This window comes from uncultured Pseudoxanthomonas sp., from assembly GCF_947498795.1.
Taxonomy (GTDB): domain Bacteria; phylum Pseudomonadota; class Gammaproteobacteria; order Xanthomonadales; family Xanthomonadaceae; genus Pseudoxanthomonas_A.
Genome location: NZ_CANMLQ010000005.1, coordinates 244,434 through 259,204, shown reverse-complemented (window position 1 = coordinate 259,204; position 14,771 = coordinate 244,434). Strand labels below are relative to the sequence as shown.

The 14,771-nt window shown below is 67.5% G+C and carries 12 protein-coding genes; 8 read left to right on the top strand and 4 right to left on the bottom strand.

Annotation, left to right across the window (positions count from 1 at the left end; all coding sequences use genetic code 11):
* Window positions 1–48 precede the first annotated feature (48 nt).
* Window positions 49–1,875: a glutamine--fructose-6-phosphate transaminase (isomerizing) gene (gene glmS / locus Q0907_RS13895; RefSeq protein ID WP_299345767.1), complete on the bottom strand. Its 1,827-nt coding sequence runs from the start codon at window positions 1,873–1,875 to the stop codon at window positions 49–51.
* Window positions 1,876–2,069: 194 nt separating this feature from the next.
* Between glmS and Q0907_RS13890 the strand changes: the two genes are divergently transcribed.
* The 6 genes from Q0907_RS13890 to Q0907_RS13865 all read left to right on the top strand — a co-directional run bounded on the left by Q0907_RS13890 (window position 2,070) and on the right by Q0907_RS13865 (window position 9,574).
* Window positions 2,070–3,338: an efflux RND transporter periplasmic adaptor subunit gene (locus Q0907_RS13890; RefSeq protein WP_299345968.1), complete on the top strand. Its 1,269-nt coding sequence runs from the start codon at window positions 2,070–2,072 to the stop codon at window positions 3,336–3,338.
* Between the two features lie 81 nt (window positions 3,339–3,419).
* The gene (locus tag Q0907_RS13885) at window positions 3,420–4,142 is read left to right on the top strand and encodes an ABC transporter ATP-binding protein (protein WP_299345764.1); all 723 of its coding nucleotides are present in this window, start codon (window positions 3,420–3,422) and stop codon (window positions 4,140–4,142) included.
* Between the two features lie 75 nt (window positions 4,143–4,217).
* Window positions 4,218–5,528: an ABC transporter permease gene (locus tag Q0907_RS13880; protein ID WP_296281488.1), complete on the top strand. Its 1,311-nt coding sequence runs from the start codon at window positions 4,218–4,220 to the stop codon at window positions 5,526–5,528.
* A 23-nt stretch (window positions 5,529–5,551) separates the two neighbouring features.
* Window positions 5,552–6,775, top strand: a complete 1,224-nt coding sequence (locus Q0907_RS13875; RefSeq protein WP_296281487.1) for an FtsX-like permease family protein — start codon at window positions 5,552–5,554, stop codon at window positions 6,773–6,775.
* A 136-nt stretch (window positions 6,776–6,911) separates the two neighbouring features.
* Window positions 6,912–8,249, top strand: a complete 1,338-nt coding sequence (locus Q0907_RS13870) for a sigma-54 dependent transcriptional regulator (RefSeq protein ID WP_299345760.1) — start codon at window positions 6,912–6,914, stop codon at window positions 8,247–8,249.
* Complete coding sequence (locus Q0907_RS13865) at window positions 8,246–9,574, top strand: HAMP domain-containing sensor histidine kinase (protein ID WP_343229820.1); 1,329 nt, start codon at window positions 8,246–8,248, stop codon at window positions 9,572–9,574. The genes Q0907_RS13870 and Q0907_RS13865 overlap by 4 nt, the downstream gene beginning before the upstream one ends.
* 178 nt (window positions 9,575–9,752) lie before the next feature.
* Here Q0907_RS13865 and glmU read toward each other — a convergent pair whose 3' ends face one another.
* Window positions 9,753–11,120 carry a bifunctional UDP-N-acetylglucosamine diphosphorylase/glucosamine-1-phosphate N-acetyltransferase GlmU gene (glmU, locus tag Q0907_RS13860; RefSeq protein WP_299345757.1) on the bottom strand — a complete coding sequence of 456 codons (1,368 nt, stop codon included), beginning with the start codon at window positions 11,118–11,120 and terminating at the stop codon, window positions 9,753–9,755.
* A 77-nt stretch (window positions 11,121–11,197) separates the two neighbouring features.
* Here glmU and Q0907_RS13855 point away from each other — a divergent pair, with 77 nt between their 5' ends.
* On the top strand, window positions 11,198–12,775 hold the full coding sequence (locus tag Q0907_RS13855; protein ID WP_299345754.1) for a glycosyltransferase 87 family protein: 1,578 nt from the start codon (window positions 11,198–11,200) through the stop codon (window positions 12,773–12,775).
* On the opposite strand, the gene Q0907_RS13850 is transcribed toward Q0907_RS13855, so the two are convergent.
* Complete coding sequence (locus Q0907_RS13850; RefSeq protein WP_299345751.1) at window positions 12,741–13,697, bottom strand: glycosyltransferase family 2 protein; 957 nt, start codon at window positions 13,695–13,697, stop codon at window positions 12,741–12,743. The genes Q0907_RS13855 and Q0907_RS13850 overlap by 35 nt on opposite strands.
* Before the next feature lie 42 nt (window positions 13,698–13,739).
* Between Q0907_RS13850 and Q0907_RS13845 the strand changes: the two genes are divergently transcribed.
* Entirely contained in the window at window positions 13,740–14,144 is a 405-nt protein-coding gene (locus Q0907_RS13845; RefSeq protein ID WP_299345748.1) for a GtrA family protein, read from the top strand.
* A gap of 167 nt (window positions 14,145–14,311) precedes the next feature.
* Here Q0907_RS13845 and Q0907_RS13840 read toward each other — a convergent pair whose 3' ends face one another.
* On the bottom strand, window positions 14,312–14,734 hold the full coding sequence (locus Q0907_RS13840; protein ID WP_093489858.1) for a F0F1 ATP synthase subunit epsilon: 423 nt from the start codon (window positions 14,732–14,734) through the stop codon (window positions 14,312–14,314).
* Window positions 14,735–14,771: the final 37 nt, after the last annotated feature.

Below are 14,771 nucleotides of genomic sequence, written 5' to 3'. Positions count from 1 at the left end.
CGGGCCGCATTGCGCGGCCCGTCCTCTCTCCGGCATCTGGATGGACGACTACTCCACCGTCACCGACTTCGCCAGGTTGCGCGGCTTGTCCACGTCGGTGCCGCGCGCCAAGGCGGTGTGGTACGCCAACAGCTGCACCGGGATGGTGTGCACGATCGGGCTGAGCACGCCGACGTGGCGCGGCGTACGGATCACGTGCACGCCTTCGGATTCGCTGAAGTGGCTGTCCTGGTCGGTGAAGACGAACAGCTCGCCGCCACGCGCGCGCACTTCCTGCATGTTGGATTTCACTTTCTCCAGCAGGACGTCGTTCGGCGCGATCACCACCACCGGCATGTCCGCATCCACCAGCGCCAGCGGACCATGCTTCAGTTCGCCGGCCGGATACGCCTCGGCGTGGATGTACGAGATTTCCTTCAGTTTGAGCGCGCCTTCCAGTGCGATCGGGTAGTGCAAGCCGCGGCCGAGGAACAACGCATCGGACTTCGGCGCGAAACGCTCGGCCCACGCGGCGATCTGCGGCTCGAGGTTCAATGCGTGCTGCACGCTGCCCGGCAGGTGCCGCAGCTGTTCCAGATAGTCGGCTTCCTGCGCCGGCGTGACCTTGCCGCGCAACTTGCCCAGCACGACGGTCAGCTGGAACAGCGCCGCCAGCTGGGTCGTGAAGGCCTTCGTCGACGCCACGCCGATCTCAGCGCCGGCGCGGGTGTAGCAGACCAGTTCGCTGGCGCGCGGGATGGCGCTCTCGGGCACGTTGCAGATCGACAGCGTGTGCTGGTGCCCCAACGACTTGGCGTACTTCAGCGCTTCCATCGTGTCCAGGGTTTCGCCGGACTGCGAGATGGTGACGATCAGGTGCTTGGGATTGGCGTAGGCGTCGCGGTACCGATACTCGCTGGCGATCTCGACGCTGCACGGCAGGCCGGAGATGGCTTCGAGCCAGTAACGCGCCGTCATGCCGGCATAGTAGCTGGTGCCGCAGGCGAGGATCTGCACGCCTTCGATGTCCTTCAGCGCGGCTTCGGCATCGGCACCGAACAGCGTGGGCGAGAAGCCGCCGTCGACCACCGCTTCGATGGTGTCGGCGATCGCACGCGGCTGCTCGTGGATCTCCTTCTGCATGAAGTGGCGGTACGGGCCCAGTTCCAGCGAGGCCAGTGACACATCGGACACGTGCACGTCACGCTGCACCGGCTGGTCCTTGCCGTCGAACACCTTCACGCTGTCGCGCGTCACCTCGGCGGTGTCGCCCTCTTCCAGGAAGATCACGCGGCGCGTCGCCTGCAGGATCGCGGACACGTCGGACGCGATGAAATTCTCGCCTTCGCCGATGCCGATCAGCAGCGGGCAGCCCATGCGGGCGCAGACCATGCGGTCCGGTTCCTTGCGGCTCACCACCGCCAGCGCATATGCGCCGGTGAGTTCCTTCACCGTGCGCTGCAACGCAGCCAGCAGGTCATCACCACCCTTGAGGTGGTGGTGCATCAGGTGGGCGATCACTTCCGTGTCGGTCTGCGACTCGAACACGTAGCCGAGGGCGCGCAGTTTCTCGCGCTGCTCCTCATGGTTCTCGATGATGCCGTTGTGCACCAGCGCCACGCCGTGGCTGATGTGCGGATGCGCGTTGGCTTCGGTCACGCCGCCGTGGGTCGCCCACCGCGTATGGCCGATGCCCAGGCTCGCATTGAAGCCCTCGGCAGCGGCCGCGCCTTCCATTTCGGCCACGCGGCCGGTGCGGCGCACGCGGCGTACGTCCTGCTGGTCCACGACGGCGATGCCCGCCGAATCGTAGCCCCGGTATTCCAGCCGCTTCAGTCCTTCGATCAGTACCGGCACCACGTCGCGCCCGGCGATCGCGCCCACAATTCCGCACATAAGCGTGTGTCTTCCATCTGAGTGAAACGAACGGACATTCTACGTGTCCGGTACTGGACAGCCCCTGTCCGCGCAGTGTCCGCGGACACCCGGACAGCCTCCAGTCCCGGACAACCCCCTTGCGAATCAATCGCTTGCGTTTGGCACGCATCCTGCTGATACCTGCAGGTCATTCCACAGAACGCATGCCGCCGATGATTCGGGACACCTCCGCGCAAGACCGAGTGCTCAGCTCCTCGCAGACCCGTCCGGCCTGGCGCCGCTGGGTATGGCCCGCGGCCGGCGGCGCCCTGCTGCTGGCAGGCATCGTGTTCGCCGCACGGGGCTGGCTGTCGGGCACCGCGTCCATCGACGGGGCGCGCCTGCGCATCGCCGAAGTGACGCGCGGCGACCTGGTCCGCGACATCGCCGCCGACGGCCGCGTGATTGCCGCCAACAGCCCCACCCTGTATGCCGTGGCCGGGGGCGTGGTCACGCTGAAGGTCGTGGCCGGCGACAAGGTCGCCAAGGGCCAGCCGCTGGCCGAGATCGACAGCCCGGAACTGCGCAGCAAGCTGGCGCAGGAGCAGACCACCCTGGCCGGCCTGGAAGCCGAAGCGAGCCGCGCCACGCTGGATGCCAGCGTCACCCGCGCCGATGCGCAGAAGGCGCTCGACCAGGCCGAGATCGAACGCCAGGCCGCCGAGCGCACCCTGCAGCGCTACCAGCGTGGCTACGACGGCGGAGCGGTGCCGCAGGTCGACGTGCTGGAAGCGCAGGACAACCTGCGCAAGGCCGAGATCGCACTGTCCCACGCACGCAAGGACGCCGGCCTGCAGGGCCAGGGTGCGGGCCTGGATGCGCGCAACAAGCAGCTGCTGGCCGAACGCCAGCGCGCCGTGGTGACCGAGGTGCAGCGCCAGGTCGATGCCCTGACCCTGCGCGCGCCGTTCGACGGACAGGTCGGCCAGATCCAGGCCGTGCAGCGCTCCAACGTGGCGATCAACGCGCCCGTGCTGAGCGTGGTGGACCTGTCGGTGTTCGAAGTCGAGATCAAGGTGCCGGAGAGTTTCGCGCGCGACCTCGCCATCGGCATGCCGGCCACGCTCACCAGCGCCGGCCAACCGTACCCGGGCGAGATTTCCGCGGTGTCGCCGGAAGTGGTCAATGGCGAAGTCGTCACCCGCCTGCGCTTCTCCGACAAGCAGCCGCCGGGCCTGCGCCAGAACCAGCGCCTGGCCGCACGCATCCTGATGGATACGCGCCGCAACGTGCTGATGGTCGAACGGGGTCCGTTCCTGGAACAGGGCGGCGGTCGCTACGCCTACGTCATGGACGGCAGTTCCGCCGTGCGCCGTCCCGTGCAACTGGGCGTCAGCAGCCTGAGCAACATCGAAGTGCTCGGTGGCCTGCAGCCCGGCGACAAGGTCGTCGTCTCCGGCAGCGACCTGTTCGGCGATGCCGAGCGCGTCTCGGTCAACTGATCTCCCCTACTCCACACGCTGCTCCCCCACGCCCCTCCCCCGCCATCCATTCCGCACCAGAACCCGAAGAAGGAACCCGCCATGCTTGAGATGCGCCAAGTCGCCAAGGTCTACCGCACCGAACAGGTGGAAACGCACGCGCTGCGTTCCCTGGACCTGCATGTCCGCGAGGGCGAGTTCGTCGCGGTCACCGGCCCGTCGGGTTCCGGCAAGACCACCTTCCTCAACATCGCCGGGCTGCTGGAGACGTTCACCGGCGGGCAGTTCCTCCTCGACGGGCAGGACGTCAGCCACCTGGGCGACGACGCGCGCTCGCGCCTGCGCAACCAGAAGATCGGCTTCATCTTCCAGGGCTTCAACCTGATCCCCGACCTCAACCTGTTCGACAACGTCGACGTACCGCTGCGCTACCGCGGCATGCCGGCCGCCGAGCGCAAGCAGCGCATCGAAGACGCACTGGCGCGCGTCGGCCTGGGTTCGCGCATGAAGCACTTCCCCGCCGAACTGTCGGGCGGCCAGCAGCAGCGCACCGCGATCGCGCGCGCACTGGCGGGCAGCCCGCGCCTGCTGCTGGCGGACGAACCGACCGGCAACCTCGATTCGCAGATGGCGCGTGGCGTGATGGAGCTGCTCGAAGAGATCAACCGCCAGGGCACGACCATCATCATGGTCACGCACGATCCGGAACTCGCCGCGCGAGCGCAGCGCAATGTGCACATCGTGGACGGCATGGCCACCGACCTGTCGGTGGAGCCCGCGCTGATGCGCGCGGCCCACGCCGCCGAAGCCAACGCGTCCGCGTAGGGTGGGCCCCGGCCCACCGCAGACAGACCCAAGACAACCCCATGGTGGGCCAGGGCCCACCCTACGGAGCCACGCATGTTCGGCTACTACTTCTCCCTTGCGCTGCGCAGCTTCAAGCGCAACAAGGCATTGACCTTCCTGATGGTGCTGGCCATCGCGCTGGGCATCGGCGCCAGCATGACCACGCTGACCGTGTTCTACGTGCTGTCCGGCGACCCGATCCCGCAGAAGAGCGACAAGCTGTTCTATCCGCGCATCGACCCGCGATCGGCGAACGGCTTCACGCCGGGCGACGAGCCGGAGGACCAGTTCACGCGTTACGACGCCGAACACCTGCTGCGCGACAAGAAGGGCGACCGCCAGGCCTTCATGACCGGGGGTGCTTCATCGATCGAAACGGAGGATGGCCGCATCGAACCCTTCCGCGTCGATGCGCGCTACACCACCGCCGACTTCTTCCCGATGTTCGACGTGCCGTTCCGCTACGGCAACGGCTGGTCGGCGGCGGACGACGAATCGCGGGCGCGCGTGGCGGTGATTTCCAAGGCGCTCAACGAGAAGCTTTTCGGCGGCGCGAACAGCGTCGGTCGCGACATCAAGGCGTCCGGTGCGACCTTCCGCGTGATCGGCGTGCTGGACGAGTGGCGCCCGGCACCGAAGTTCTACGACATGACCCAGGACCGCTTCACCGAGGTCGAGCAGCTGTTCGTGCCCTTCTGGACCTCCCGCGCCGTGAAGATGGGCACGCAGGGCAACATGAACTGCTGGGGCGACTCGAGCGCGGACGAGGAAGGCTCGCAGGGCCCGAACGCACCGTGTTCATGGCTGCAGTACTGGGTGGAACTGGGCACGCCGGCCAAGGTCGAGGCCTACAAGCAGTACCTGCAGAACTACTCCGACCAGCAGCGGGCGGCGGGCCGTTTCGAGCGCGCCACCAACGTCGACCTGCACAACGTGATGCAGTGGCTGGACAAGCAGGGCGCGGTGCCTGGCGACGTGCGCCTGCAGATGTGGCTGGCGTTCGGCTTCCTGGCGGTCTGCCTGCTCAACACGGTGGGTCTGCTGCTGGCGAAATTCCTCGGCCGCGCGTCGCAGATCGGCGTAAGGCGTGCACTGGGGGCGACCCGCAAGGCCATCTTCGCGCAATGCCTGGTCGAAGCCGGCACCGTCGGCCTGGTCGGCGGCGTGCTTGGCCTGGTACTCGCCTGGCTCGGCCTGCTGGCGGTCCGCCAGCAACCGGCAGGCTATGCCGACCTCGCGCACATGGACCTGAAGATGCTGCTGGCCACCTTCGCGCTGGCGATCGTCGCCAGCCTGCTCGCCGGCATGCTGCCCGCCTGGCGCGCGATGCAGGTGACGCCCGCCATCCAGCTCAAGAGCCAGTGACCCATCCATCCAAGAGGCACGTCATGGACATCCGCCCCATCCTTTCCACCCTGGCCCGCCACAAGACGGCCGCCGCCCTGATCGTGCTGGAAGTGGCGCTGTCGTGCGCCATCATCTGCAACGCGGTCTTCCTGATCACCCAGCGGCTGGAGCGCATCGATCGCCCCACCGGACTGGCGAACGAGGAGATCGTGCGGATCAGCATGGGCAACCTCGGCGAAGATCCCAATGCCGATGCGCTGGTCAGGCAGGACGTCGCCAGCCTGCGCGCCCTGCCGGGCGTCAAGGCCGCCGGCAGCATCAACCATGTGCCGTTCGACAACTCGTCGTGGAACAGCTCCATCCAGCTCGCGCCCGAACAGGAGCGTCCCAGTGCGCAGGCGAACATCTATCTTGGCGATGCGGTCGTCGAGACGCTCGGCCTGAAGCTGGTGGAAGGCCGCGACTTCAACGCGGACGAATACGTCAGCTGGACCGAGATCAACAAGCAGAACGCCAAGTTCGTGATGCCGGCCGTGATCCTCAGCCGGGAGCTGGCGAACAAACTGTTTCCCGGCGAGAGTGCCGTCGGCAAGAACATCTACTCATGGAATACCGACAACGCGCCGCACCGCGTGGTCGGCGTGGTCGATCGGCTGATCCGCACCAACGACAACGGCGGGCCGGCCGAAGGCGGCTTCACCATGATCCTGCCCGCGAAGGACCTGACCATGGGAACGTTCGTGCTGCGTACCGCACCGGAACGCCGCACCGAGGTGATAAAGGCCGCGTTGGCGGCGCTGGAGAAGAACAGTGCCCGCCGCCTGGTGCTGCGAGACGGGACGTTCGAAGACATCAAGCACAACTACTACCGCGGCGATCGCGCGATGGCCTGGCTGCTCATCACCGTGATCATCTCGCTGCTGGTCGTCACCGCGCTGGGCATCGTCGGGCTGGCCAGCTTCTGGGTGCAGCAGCGCACCAAGCAGATCGGCATCCGCCGGGCGCTGGGCGCCACGAAGGGCCAGATCCTGCGCTACTTCCTGACCGAGAACTTCCTGCTGGCGACCATCGGCATCGTCATCGGCATGATCCTGGCCTACGGCATCAACCAGCTGCTGATGGGCAAGTACGAGCTGCCCCGCCTGCCGCTGCTGTACCTGCCCGTCGGCGCCGTGCTGCTGTGGTTGCTGGGCCAGGTGGCGGTCTACGGCCCCGCACGCAAGGCGGCCTCGGTGCCGCCGGCGGTCGCCACGCGTACCGCGTAAACTCGACCGGGCGCAGGGAGCGCGTGCGAAGGAACGGGGAGCGAGAGGACGCAACGCCCCTCGTTCCTCGTTCCTCGTTACGCTCCACTCCCTCCTCGCTACGTGCTACCCGCCTCAAGCCCCGGTCCGCCACACCATGCCCACCATCCTCGTCATCGACGACAACCTCGCCGTCAGTACGGCGCTGGAAGTCCTGTTCTCCCTGCACGACATCGACACGCTGCACGCGGAATCGCCGGACGCGGGGCTGGCGGTGCTGCGCGAGCAGCAGGTCGACTTGGTCATCCAGGACATGAACTTCACCCAGGACACCACCTCCGGCGCGGAGGGCGAACAGCTGTTCGCCGACATCCGCATGCAGTGGCCAGACATGCCGGTGATCCTGCTGACCGCATGGACGCACTTGGAAGTCGCGGTGAACCTGGTGAAGGCCGGCGCAGCCGACTACGTCGCCAAACCCTGGGACGACCGCAAGCTGTTGGCCACGGTCAACACGCTGCTGGAACTGGCCGAAGCGCGCACCGAACTGGAGCGCCGCCGCAGCCGCGAACGGCGCGGCCGCGACCAGCTGTCCAGCCGGTACGACCTGCGCAACCTGGTGTTCGAGGATCCCGCCAGCGAGCGCGTGGTCGCGCTCGCCTGCCAAGTCGCGCGCTCCGACCTGCCGGTGCTGATCACCGGGCCGAATGGCGCGGGCAAGGAGAAGATCGCGGAGATCATCCAGGCCAATTCCAGCGTGAAGTCCGGCCCGTTCGTCACGCTCAACTGCGGCGCACTGCCGTCGGAGCTGATCGAAGCGGAGCTTTTCGGCGCCGACGCCGGCGCCTACACCGGCGCCAACAAGGCTCGCGAGGGCAAGTTCGAAGCCGCCGACGGCGGCACGCTGTTCCTGGACGAGATCGGCAACCTGCCGCTCACCGGCCAGATGAAGCTGCTGCGCGTGCTGGAGACGGGCCGCTTCGAACGGCTGGGTTCCAACCGCGAGCGCCACGTCACCGTGCGCGTGATCAGCGCGACCAATGCCGACCTGCCCGCGATGATCCGCGAGGGCGGCTTCCGCGAAGATCTCTACTACCGCCTCAATGCGATCGAGCTCGCGCTGCCGCCGCTGGCCGAGCGTCCCGGCGACATCCTGCCGCTGGCCGAGCGTTTCCGGCCCGCCGACAAGCCACTGGGCGAGAGCGCACGCGCCGCGTTGCTGCGCCACGCATGGCCCGGCAACGTGCGCGAGTTGCGCAACGTCATCCAGCGCGCCGGCCTGCTGGCGATGGGCGAGCGCATCGAAGCCACCGATCTCAACCTGCCGCGACCGGCGCCGGTGCGCACCGCGGTCGCCGCCGAACCCGAGCGTACCGATATCGAAGCCGCCATCGCGCGCGCCGGTGGTGTCATCGCACAGGCGGCGGCGGACCTCGGCATGAGCCGGCAGGCCCTGTACCGGCGCATGGAACGCTTCGGCATCAAGGCCCCATGATGCGTCGCTCGCTCGCCGGCCGCATCCTGTCCTGGCTGCTGCCGCTGCTGGCACTGGCCGTGGTGCTGCCGGTGCTGCTGTCGCACTGGATCGGCGACGACGTCGTCGCCGTACTGGCGTCCGCGATCATCGTGCTGCCGCTGGCGATGTGGGCGATACGCCGCGGCCTGCGCAGCACGTATTCGCTGTTCCGCGCCCTGGCCGGAAGCGTCAACAGTTATCGCGACGCCGAGTACAACTTCGGCATCCACTGGCGCGGCAACGATGAACTCGCCGAACTGGTGCGGTCGCACGCGGCACTCGGTGAGGTACTGCGGGAACAGCGCCTGAGCCTGGTGCAGCGCGAACTGCTGCTGGACACCATGGTGCAGAACACGCCCGTCGCCATGCTGCTGATCGCCCCGGGAGGCGATGCGGTGCGTCGGGTGATCTTCGCCAACGTCGCGGCCCGCAAGCTCCTGCACAGCGGCTGGAAGCTCGAGGGACAGGACTACGACACGCTGATCGCCGCGGCACCGGTCGAGATGCGCGAAGCACTGGGCCGGGGCGGTGACAGCCTGTTCGCCATCGGCAGCGAGGAAGAGGACGGCGAGGAACAGGTGTACCACCTCGCCCGCCGCACTTTCCGTCTCAATGGACGCCCGCACGAACTGCTGCTGCTCCGCCTGCTGACCAGCGAACTGCGCCGCCAGGAGGTGATGACCTGGAAGAAGGTCATCCGCGTGATCAGCCACGAGCTCAACAACTCGCTGGCGCCGGTGGCCTCGCTCGCGCATTCCGGTGCCGAGCTGGTGCGCCGTGAACGATACGAGCGCCTGGAGGAGGTGTTCGGCACGATCGAAGAACGCGCACGCCACCTGGAGGGCTTCATCCGCGGCTATGCGCGCTTCGCCAAGCTGCCCTCGCCGCAACTGCAGACAGTGCACTGGCGCGCCTTCTTCGAAGGCCTGCAGCGCCAGATCGGTTTCGAACTGCTGATGACCGAAACCGAGATCGACGGCCGCATCGACGTCGCGCAGCTCGAGCAGGCGCTGCTCAACCTGCTGAAGAACGCGCACGAATCCGGCACGACCGCCGACGGCGTGTCCGTGCGGTTGACGCGGCTGCCCGACTGGCTGCGCATCGAGGTGATGGACCGCGGCACCGGCATGAACGACGCCGTGCTGCAGAACGCGCTGGTGCCGTTCTATTCGACCAAGCGCAACGGCACCGGCCTGGGCCTGGCGCTGACCCGAGAGATCATCGAAGCGCACGGCGGCCGGCTGTCGCTGCACAACCGCGACGGCGGCGGGTTGTGCGTGTCGATCCAGTTGCCGGAAAACTGATCTGTCCAAAGCCCGGACACCGAATCCACTCGTCCGCACCCGAAGCCGGACCAGCATGGCACCGACTCCCCCTCTCCCTCCGGGAGAGGGCAAGGGGTGAGGGCTGGCCGCCGCGATGCCGATTCAACGGGCTTTCGTCCGAATGCCCCACCCATGGCGGGCTTGAGCCCGCCCTACGTCACTTCGGCTTCTTCACCGGTCGATGCCAACCTTCGATGCTGACCTGGCGCGCACGCGCCACCGTCAACGTGTCGGCCGGCGCATTCTTCGAGATCACGGAGCCCGCACCGATGGTGGCGCCATCCGCCAGCGTCACCGGCGCGACCAGCGAGGAGTTCGAACCGACGAAGACGCGATCGCCGATCGTCGTGGTGGACTTGTTCACGCCATCGTAGTTGCAGGTGATGGTGCCGGCGCCGATGTTGGTGCCGGTGCCGATGACGGTGTCGCCGAGATAGGTCAGATGGTTCGCCTTGCTGCCCACGCCGATGCGCGCGTTCTTCGTTTCGACGAAGTTGCCCACGTGCACGCCATCGGCAAGCACGGTGCCGGGACGCAGGCGCGCATAGGGGCCGATCAATGCGGCACCTTCGCTGGTGACGCCTTCCAGGTCGCAATGCGCGCGCACCTGCGTGCCGGCCGCGAGCGAAACATCCTTCAGGCGCGTGAACGGGCCGATGACGACGCCATCGCCCAGTTCGACTTTGCCTTCCAGCACCACGTCGACGTCGATCTGCACGTCGCGACCCACCGTGACCGTGCCACGCTGGTCGAAGCGCGCCGGGTCGACCAGGCGTGCACCCTGCACGCATAGCGCGCGTGCAGCGCGAACCTGGTAGGCACGCTCCAGCTGCGACAGCTGCCAGGGATCGTTCGCGCCTTCGGCCTCGATGGGCTCGCCCACGAGCACCATTTCCGCAGGGGTGAATTCCTCCGCCGCCATCGCGAAGACATCGGTCAGGTAGTACTCGCCCTGCGCGTTAGCGTTGGACAGGCGTGCCAGCCACCCCTTCAACGCACTGCCGTCGGCGGCGATGATGCCGGTATTGATGGTGCGGATGCGGCGCTGCTCCTCATCGGCGTCCTTGTGCTCGACGATCGCGGCCACGCGGCCCGCCTCGTCGCGCACGATGCGTCCGTAACCCGTCGGATCGACCGGCTCGGCCACCAGCACCGCGAGCCGCCCGGGCGCATCGAGCAGGCGCTGCAGCGTCTCGCTGCGCGTCAGCGGCACGTCACCGTACAGCACCAGCACGCGCGCGCCGTCGGGGACATCGGGCATCGCCTGGGCCACGGCGTGGCCGGTGCCCAACTGCTGTGCCTGGTGCGCCCAGTGCAGGTCCAGCTGGTCGGCGAAGGCTGCCTGCACCTGGTCGCCGCCATGACCGTAGACCACATGCACGCCGGCCGGCGACAACGCGCGCGCCGCCTCGATCACGTGCGCCAGCATCGGGCGTCCGGCGATGGGCTGCAGCACTTTCGGCAGCGCGGACTTCATGCGCTTGCCTTCGCCGGCGGCGAGGATGACGACGTGGAGTGGTTTCATGTGGTTTCCCATTACGATGATGACGGCCTTCGACCTTGGTGCGATGGTATCAACTCAGTCCCCGCACGACCCTGCCCATGACCCAGCACATACGCTCCACCCCTCTCCGCGACGGACGGCTTGCCTGGGTCGTCGCACTGCTGCTGGTGCTGCTTGCGCTGTTCAAGCAGGGGCAGGACGCGAACTGGGACCTGCGCAACTACCACCTCTATACGCCATCCGCGCTGCTGGACGGCCGCTTCGGCGATGACATCGCGGCGGCGCAGTTGCAGACGTGGCACAACCCGGCGCTCGATATTCCCTTCGCCTGGATGGTGAAGGCGGGTCTGCCCGGATGGCTCGTATCGATGTGGCTGGCACTTCCTTCATTCATCGCGATCCTCTTCGCGCTGCGCCTGCTGGACCTGGCGTGGCCACTGGGACGCAGCGCCACGCGTACCGTGATGGCCGGTCTGGCCGCCGTCACGGGAGCGGCGGTGATGCCCAGCATCGGTACCACGTTCAATGATGCGGTCGTGGCGGCCGGCGTGATGGCGGCGCTGTGGTGGATCGCGGACTCGCAGGGACGCCGCCACGCATGGGCGACCTGGCTGCCGGCGGGCCTGATGGCCGGCGCGTGCGCGGGCCTGAAGCTCACCGGCGCGCTGTACTGCATCGGCTTCATCGCGGCCGCCCTGGCCTGTGGCCCGATGCGCGGGCTGCCGCTGCGCATCCTGGCGCTGGCGATCGGCGGCCTGGCCGGGTCGGCACTGACGGCTGGGCCGTGGGCACTCCACCTCTGGCAGGCGCATGGCAACCCGTTGTTTCCCTACTTCAATGACTGGTTCGGTTCGGTCGACGCGCTGCCGCAGGCGTACAAGGACGGCCGTTTCATTCCGCACGGCATCGATGCCCTGCTGGTACCGTTCCATCTGCTGACCGACAGCAGCCGCTTCTCGGAAGGGAAGCTTGCCGACCCCCGCGTACTGCTCGGCTTCGCCTCGCTTGGCGCGTGGTGGATATCGGTGTGGCGGGGACGGCAGCGGGACGCCGCCGCGATGCCGATCGCCCATGCCCTTCTCGCGTTCGCGCTGGTCAGCTTTGCCGTGTGGGTAATGCTCTATGGCATCTACCGCTACCTGTTCGCGCTGGAGTTGCTCTGCTCCATCGCCCTCTTCGGCGTCGTATCGACGCGGCTGCCAGCCCGCTATGTACGACCTGCCATGGTGGCGCTCGCCGTTCTGCTGGTCGTAGCCACCAACCGACCGAGTTGGGGTCGCTCGCCCTTCGTCACCCCCATGGTGTCGGTACGGATGCCGGCGCTGCCCGCCGACAGTCTCGTGGTGCTGGCGGACGATGATCCGATGGCGTACACCGTCGCATACCTGCCTCGGCGAATCGCCGCGGTATCGATTCGCAACAATTTCATGGCGCCGACGCGCTGCACGGGGTTGCAGGTGGCGGCCGAACAACGCGTTCGGTCGCATGAAGGACCGGTCTACCTGCTTCGCTTGGCCTCCACGCCAGCGGCGAACGAGGCGTTGGGTGCCTACGGTCTGGTCGCTCAGGGCCCCTGTCTTCCCGTGTCGACAAGCCTGGGGGACCTTGCGCTCTGCCCGCTGGCACGGGGTACGCCCACGCCTACGGTCTGCGCTGCGACAGCACCTGGTCGGTGATCAGCCGCTGGATCTCGTTCGTTCGCCGGTTGACGGTATCCAGGATCAGCCCGGTCGCGATCGACACCACCCCGACCAAGGCGAATGCGACCGCGAGCACGGCGGTTGATGGATGGGTGACCAGGCCCGTGCGCGCGAACTCATGGATGACGATGGCGCCGAATCCAAGACTGGATACCATGCATGCCGCCGCCAGCACGCCGAAGAACAGCAGCGGCCGCATGTCCTTGAACAGGAACAGGATCGTCTTCAGTACCCGCATCCCGTCGCGGTAGGTGTCGAGCTTGGATTCACTGCCATCGGGGCGCGTGCCGTACTCGATGACCCGTTCGGACAGCACGAAGCCATTGGCCAGTGCGAACACCGTCATTTCGGTCTCGATCTCGAAGCCGCGCGAAAGCACCGGCATGGACTTCACGAAGCGACGCGAGAACACGCGGTAGCCGGACAGCACGTCGCGGACCGGGTGGCCGAACAGGGCGCTGATGCAGCCGCGCACGAGTCGGTTTCCGATGCCGTGGAAGCGACGGAAAGAGGCACGATCGTGCGACTCCAGCCGCGTGCCCACGACCATGTCGGCCCGTCCCTCCGCAATATCCTCGATGAGCGACCGCACGGCGGATGCAGGATAGGTATCGTCGCCGTCCGCCATCACGTAGATATCGGCATCGACGTCGCGGAACATCGCCCGCACCGCGTTGCCCTTGCCCTTCGCAAGTACATGCCGCACCTGTGCTCCGGCCTGCGCCGCCAGCAGGGCGGTGGCGTCGGCGCTGGCGTTGTCGAACACCCACACCTCGGCCTCCGGCAGCGCCTCGCGGAAATCGGCGACGACCTTCTGCACGGTCGGCGCTTCGTTGTGGCAGGGAATCAGTACGGCGATGCGCAAGGCGACGGTCCGGTCGACGACGGGCGCGGGCATCTTACACGGCAAGCGGTGCGCGACCGGGGTTACCATCGCTGCATGGCCTCTCCGTCTTCCAGGCACGTCCTGCTTCGCCAGGGCGGCAGCTTCCTCATCATCGGCGCGCTGCAGCTGCTGGTGGACTGGGCCCTGTTCGTGGCGCTGACCGCGCTCGGCGTAGCGGCGGCGCCGGCGAATCTCGCCAGCCGCGTGGGCGGCGCACTGCTCGGCTTCTGGTTGAACGGACGCGTGACCTTCGCGAGCGAGGGTGCCGCACGCCTGGGCTGGTGGCGCTTCGCCAAGTTCCTGCTGGTGTGGGTGCCACTGACGGTGGCGAGCACGCTGGCGGTGACCTGGGTGGCCACGTCGCTGGGCCTGGCGCACGCCTGGCTGGCCAAACCGCTGGTGGAAGGCGTGCTGGCCCTTGTGGCCTTCTTCCTCTGGCGGCACGTGGTCTATCGTTGATCGACCGCGTGTAGCGTGCGCCATGCGCACGATGCCGTGGCTGGTCCGCGGTGCGCCGGGGAAGGCGTGGCGCGGGCGGTATCGCCAGATCGTGCGCATGGCGCACGCTACGAAACGACAACGCCGGCACTAGGCCGGCGTTGTCGATGGTGCGGAAGCGGTGGACCTCAGTGCTTGAGGTTCTTGCGCAGGCGCTCCAGCGCGCTGAGCTGGGCGATGCTCATGGCCAGCTGGGCCTGGGCTTCTTCCACGCTCATCTTCGGGTCCTTGTGGGACAACACGCGCTCGGCTTCTTCCTTGGCCTTGCGGACCTGCGCCTCATCGATGTCGGTCGCGCGCACGGCGGTGTCGGCCAGCACGGTCACGACCTGCGGCTGCACCTCGAGGATGCCGCCGGAGATGGCGAAGTCCAGCTGCTCGCCGCTGGCCAGCGTCACCACCACCTTGCCCGGCTTCAGGCGGGTGATCAGCGGCGCGTGCTTCGGCGCGATGCCGAGCTCGCCCAGCTCGCCGGTGGCGACGACCAGGGTGGCTTCACCGTGGAAGATTTCCTGCTCGGCGCTGACGATGTCGCAACGGATGGTGCTCATGGAACTCTCTTTGCCGTGTAGGGCGGGCCTGGGGCCG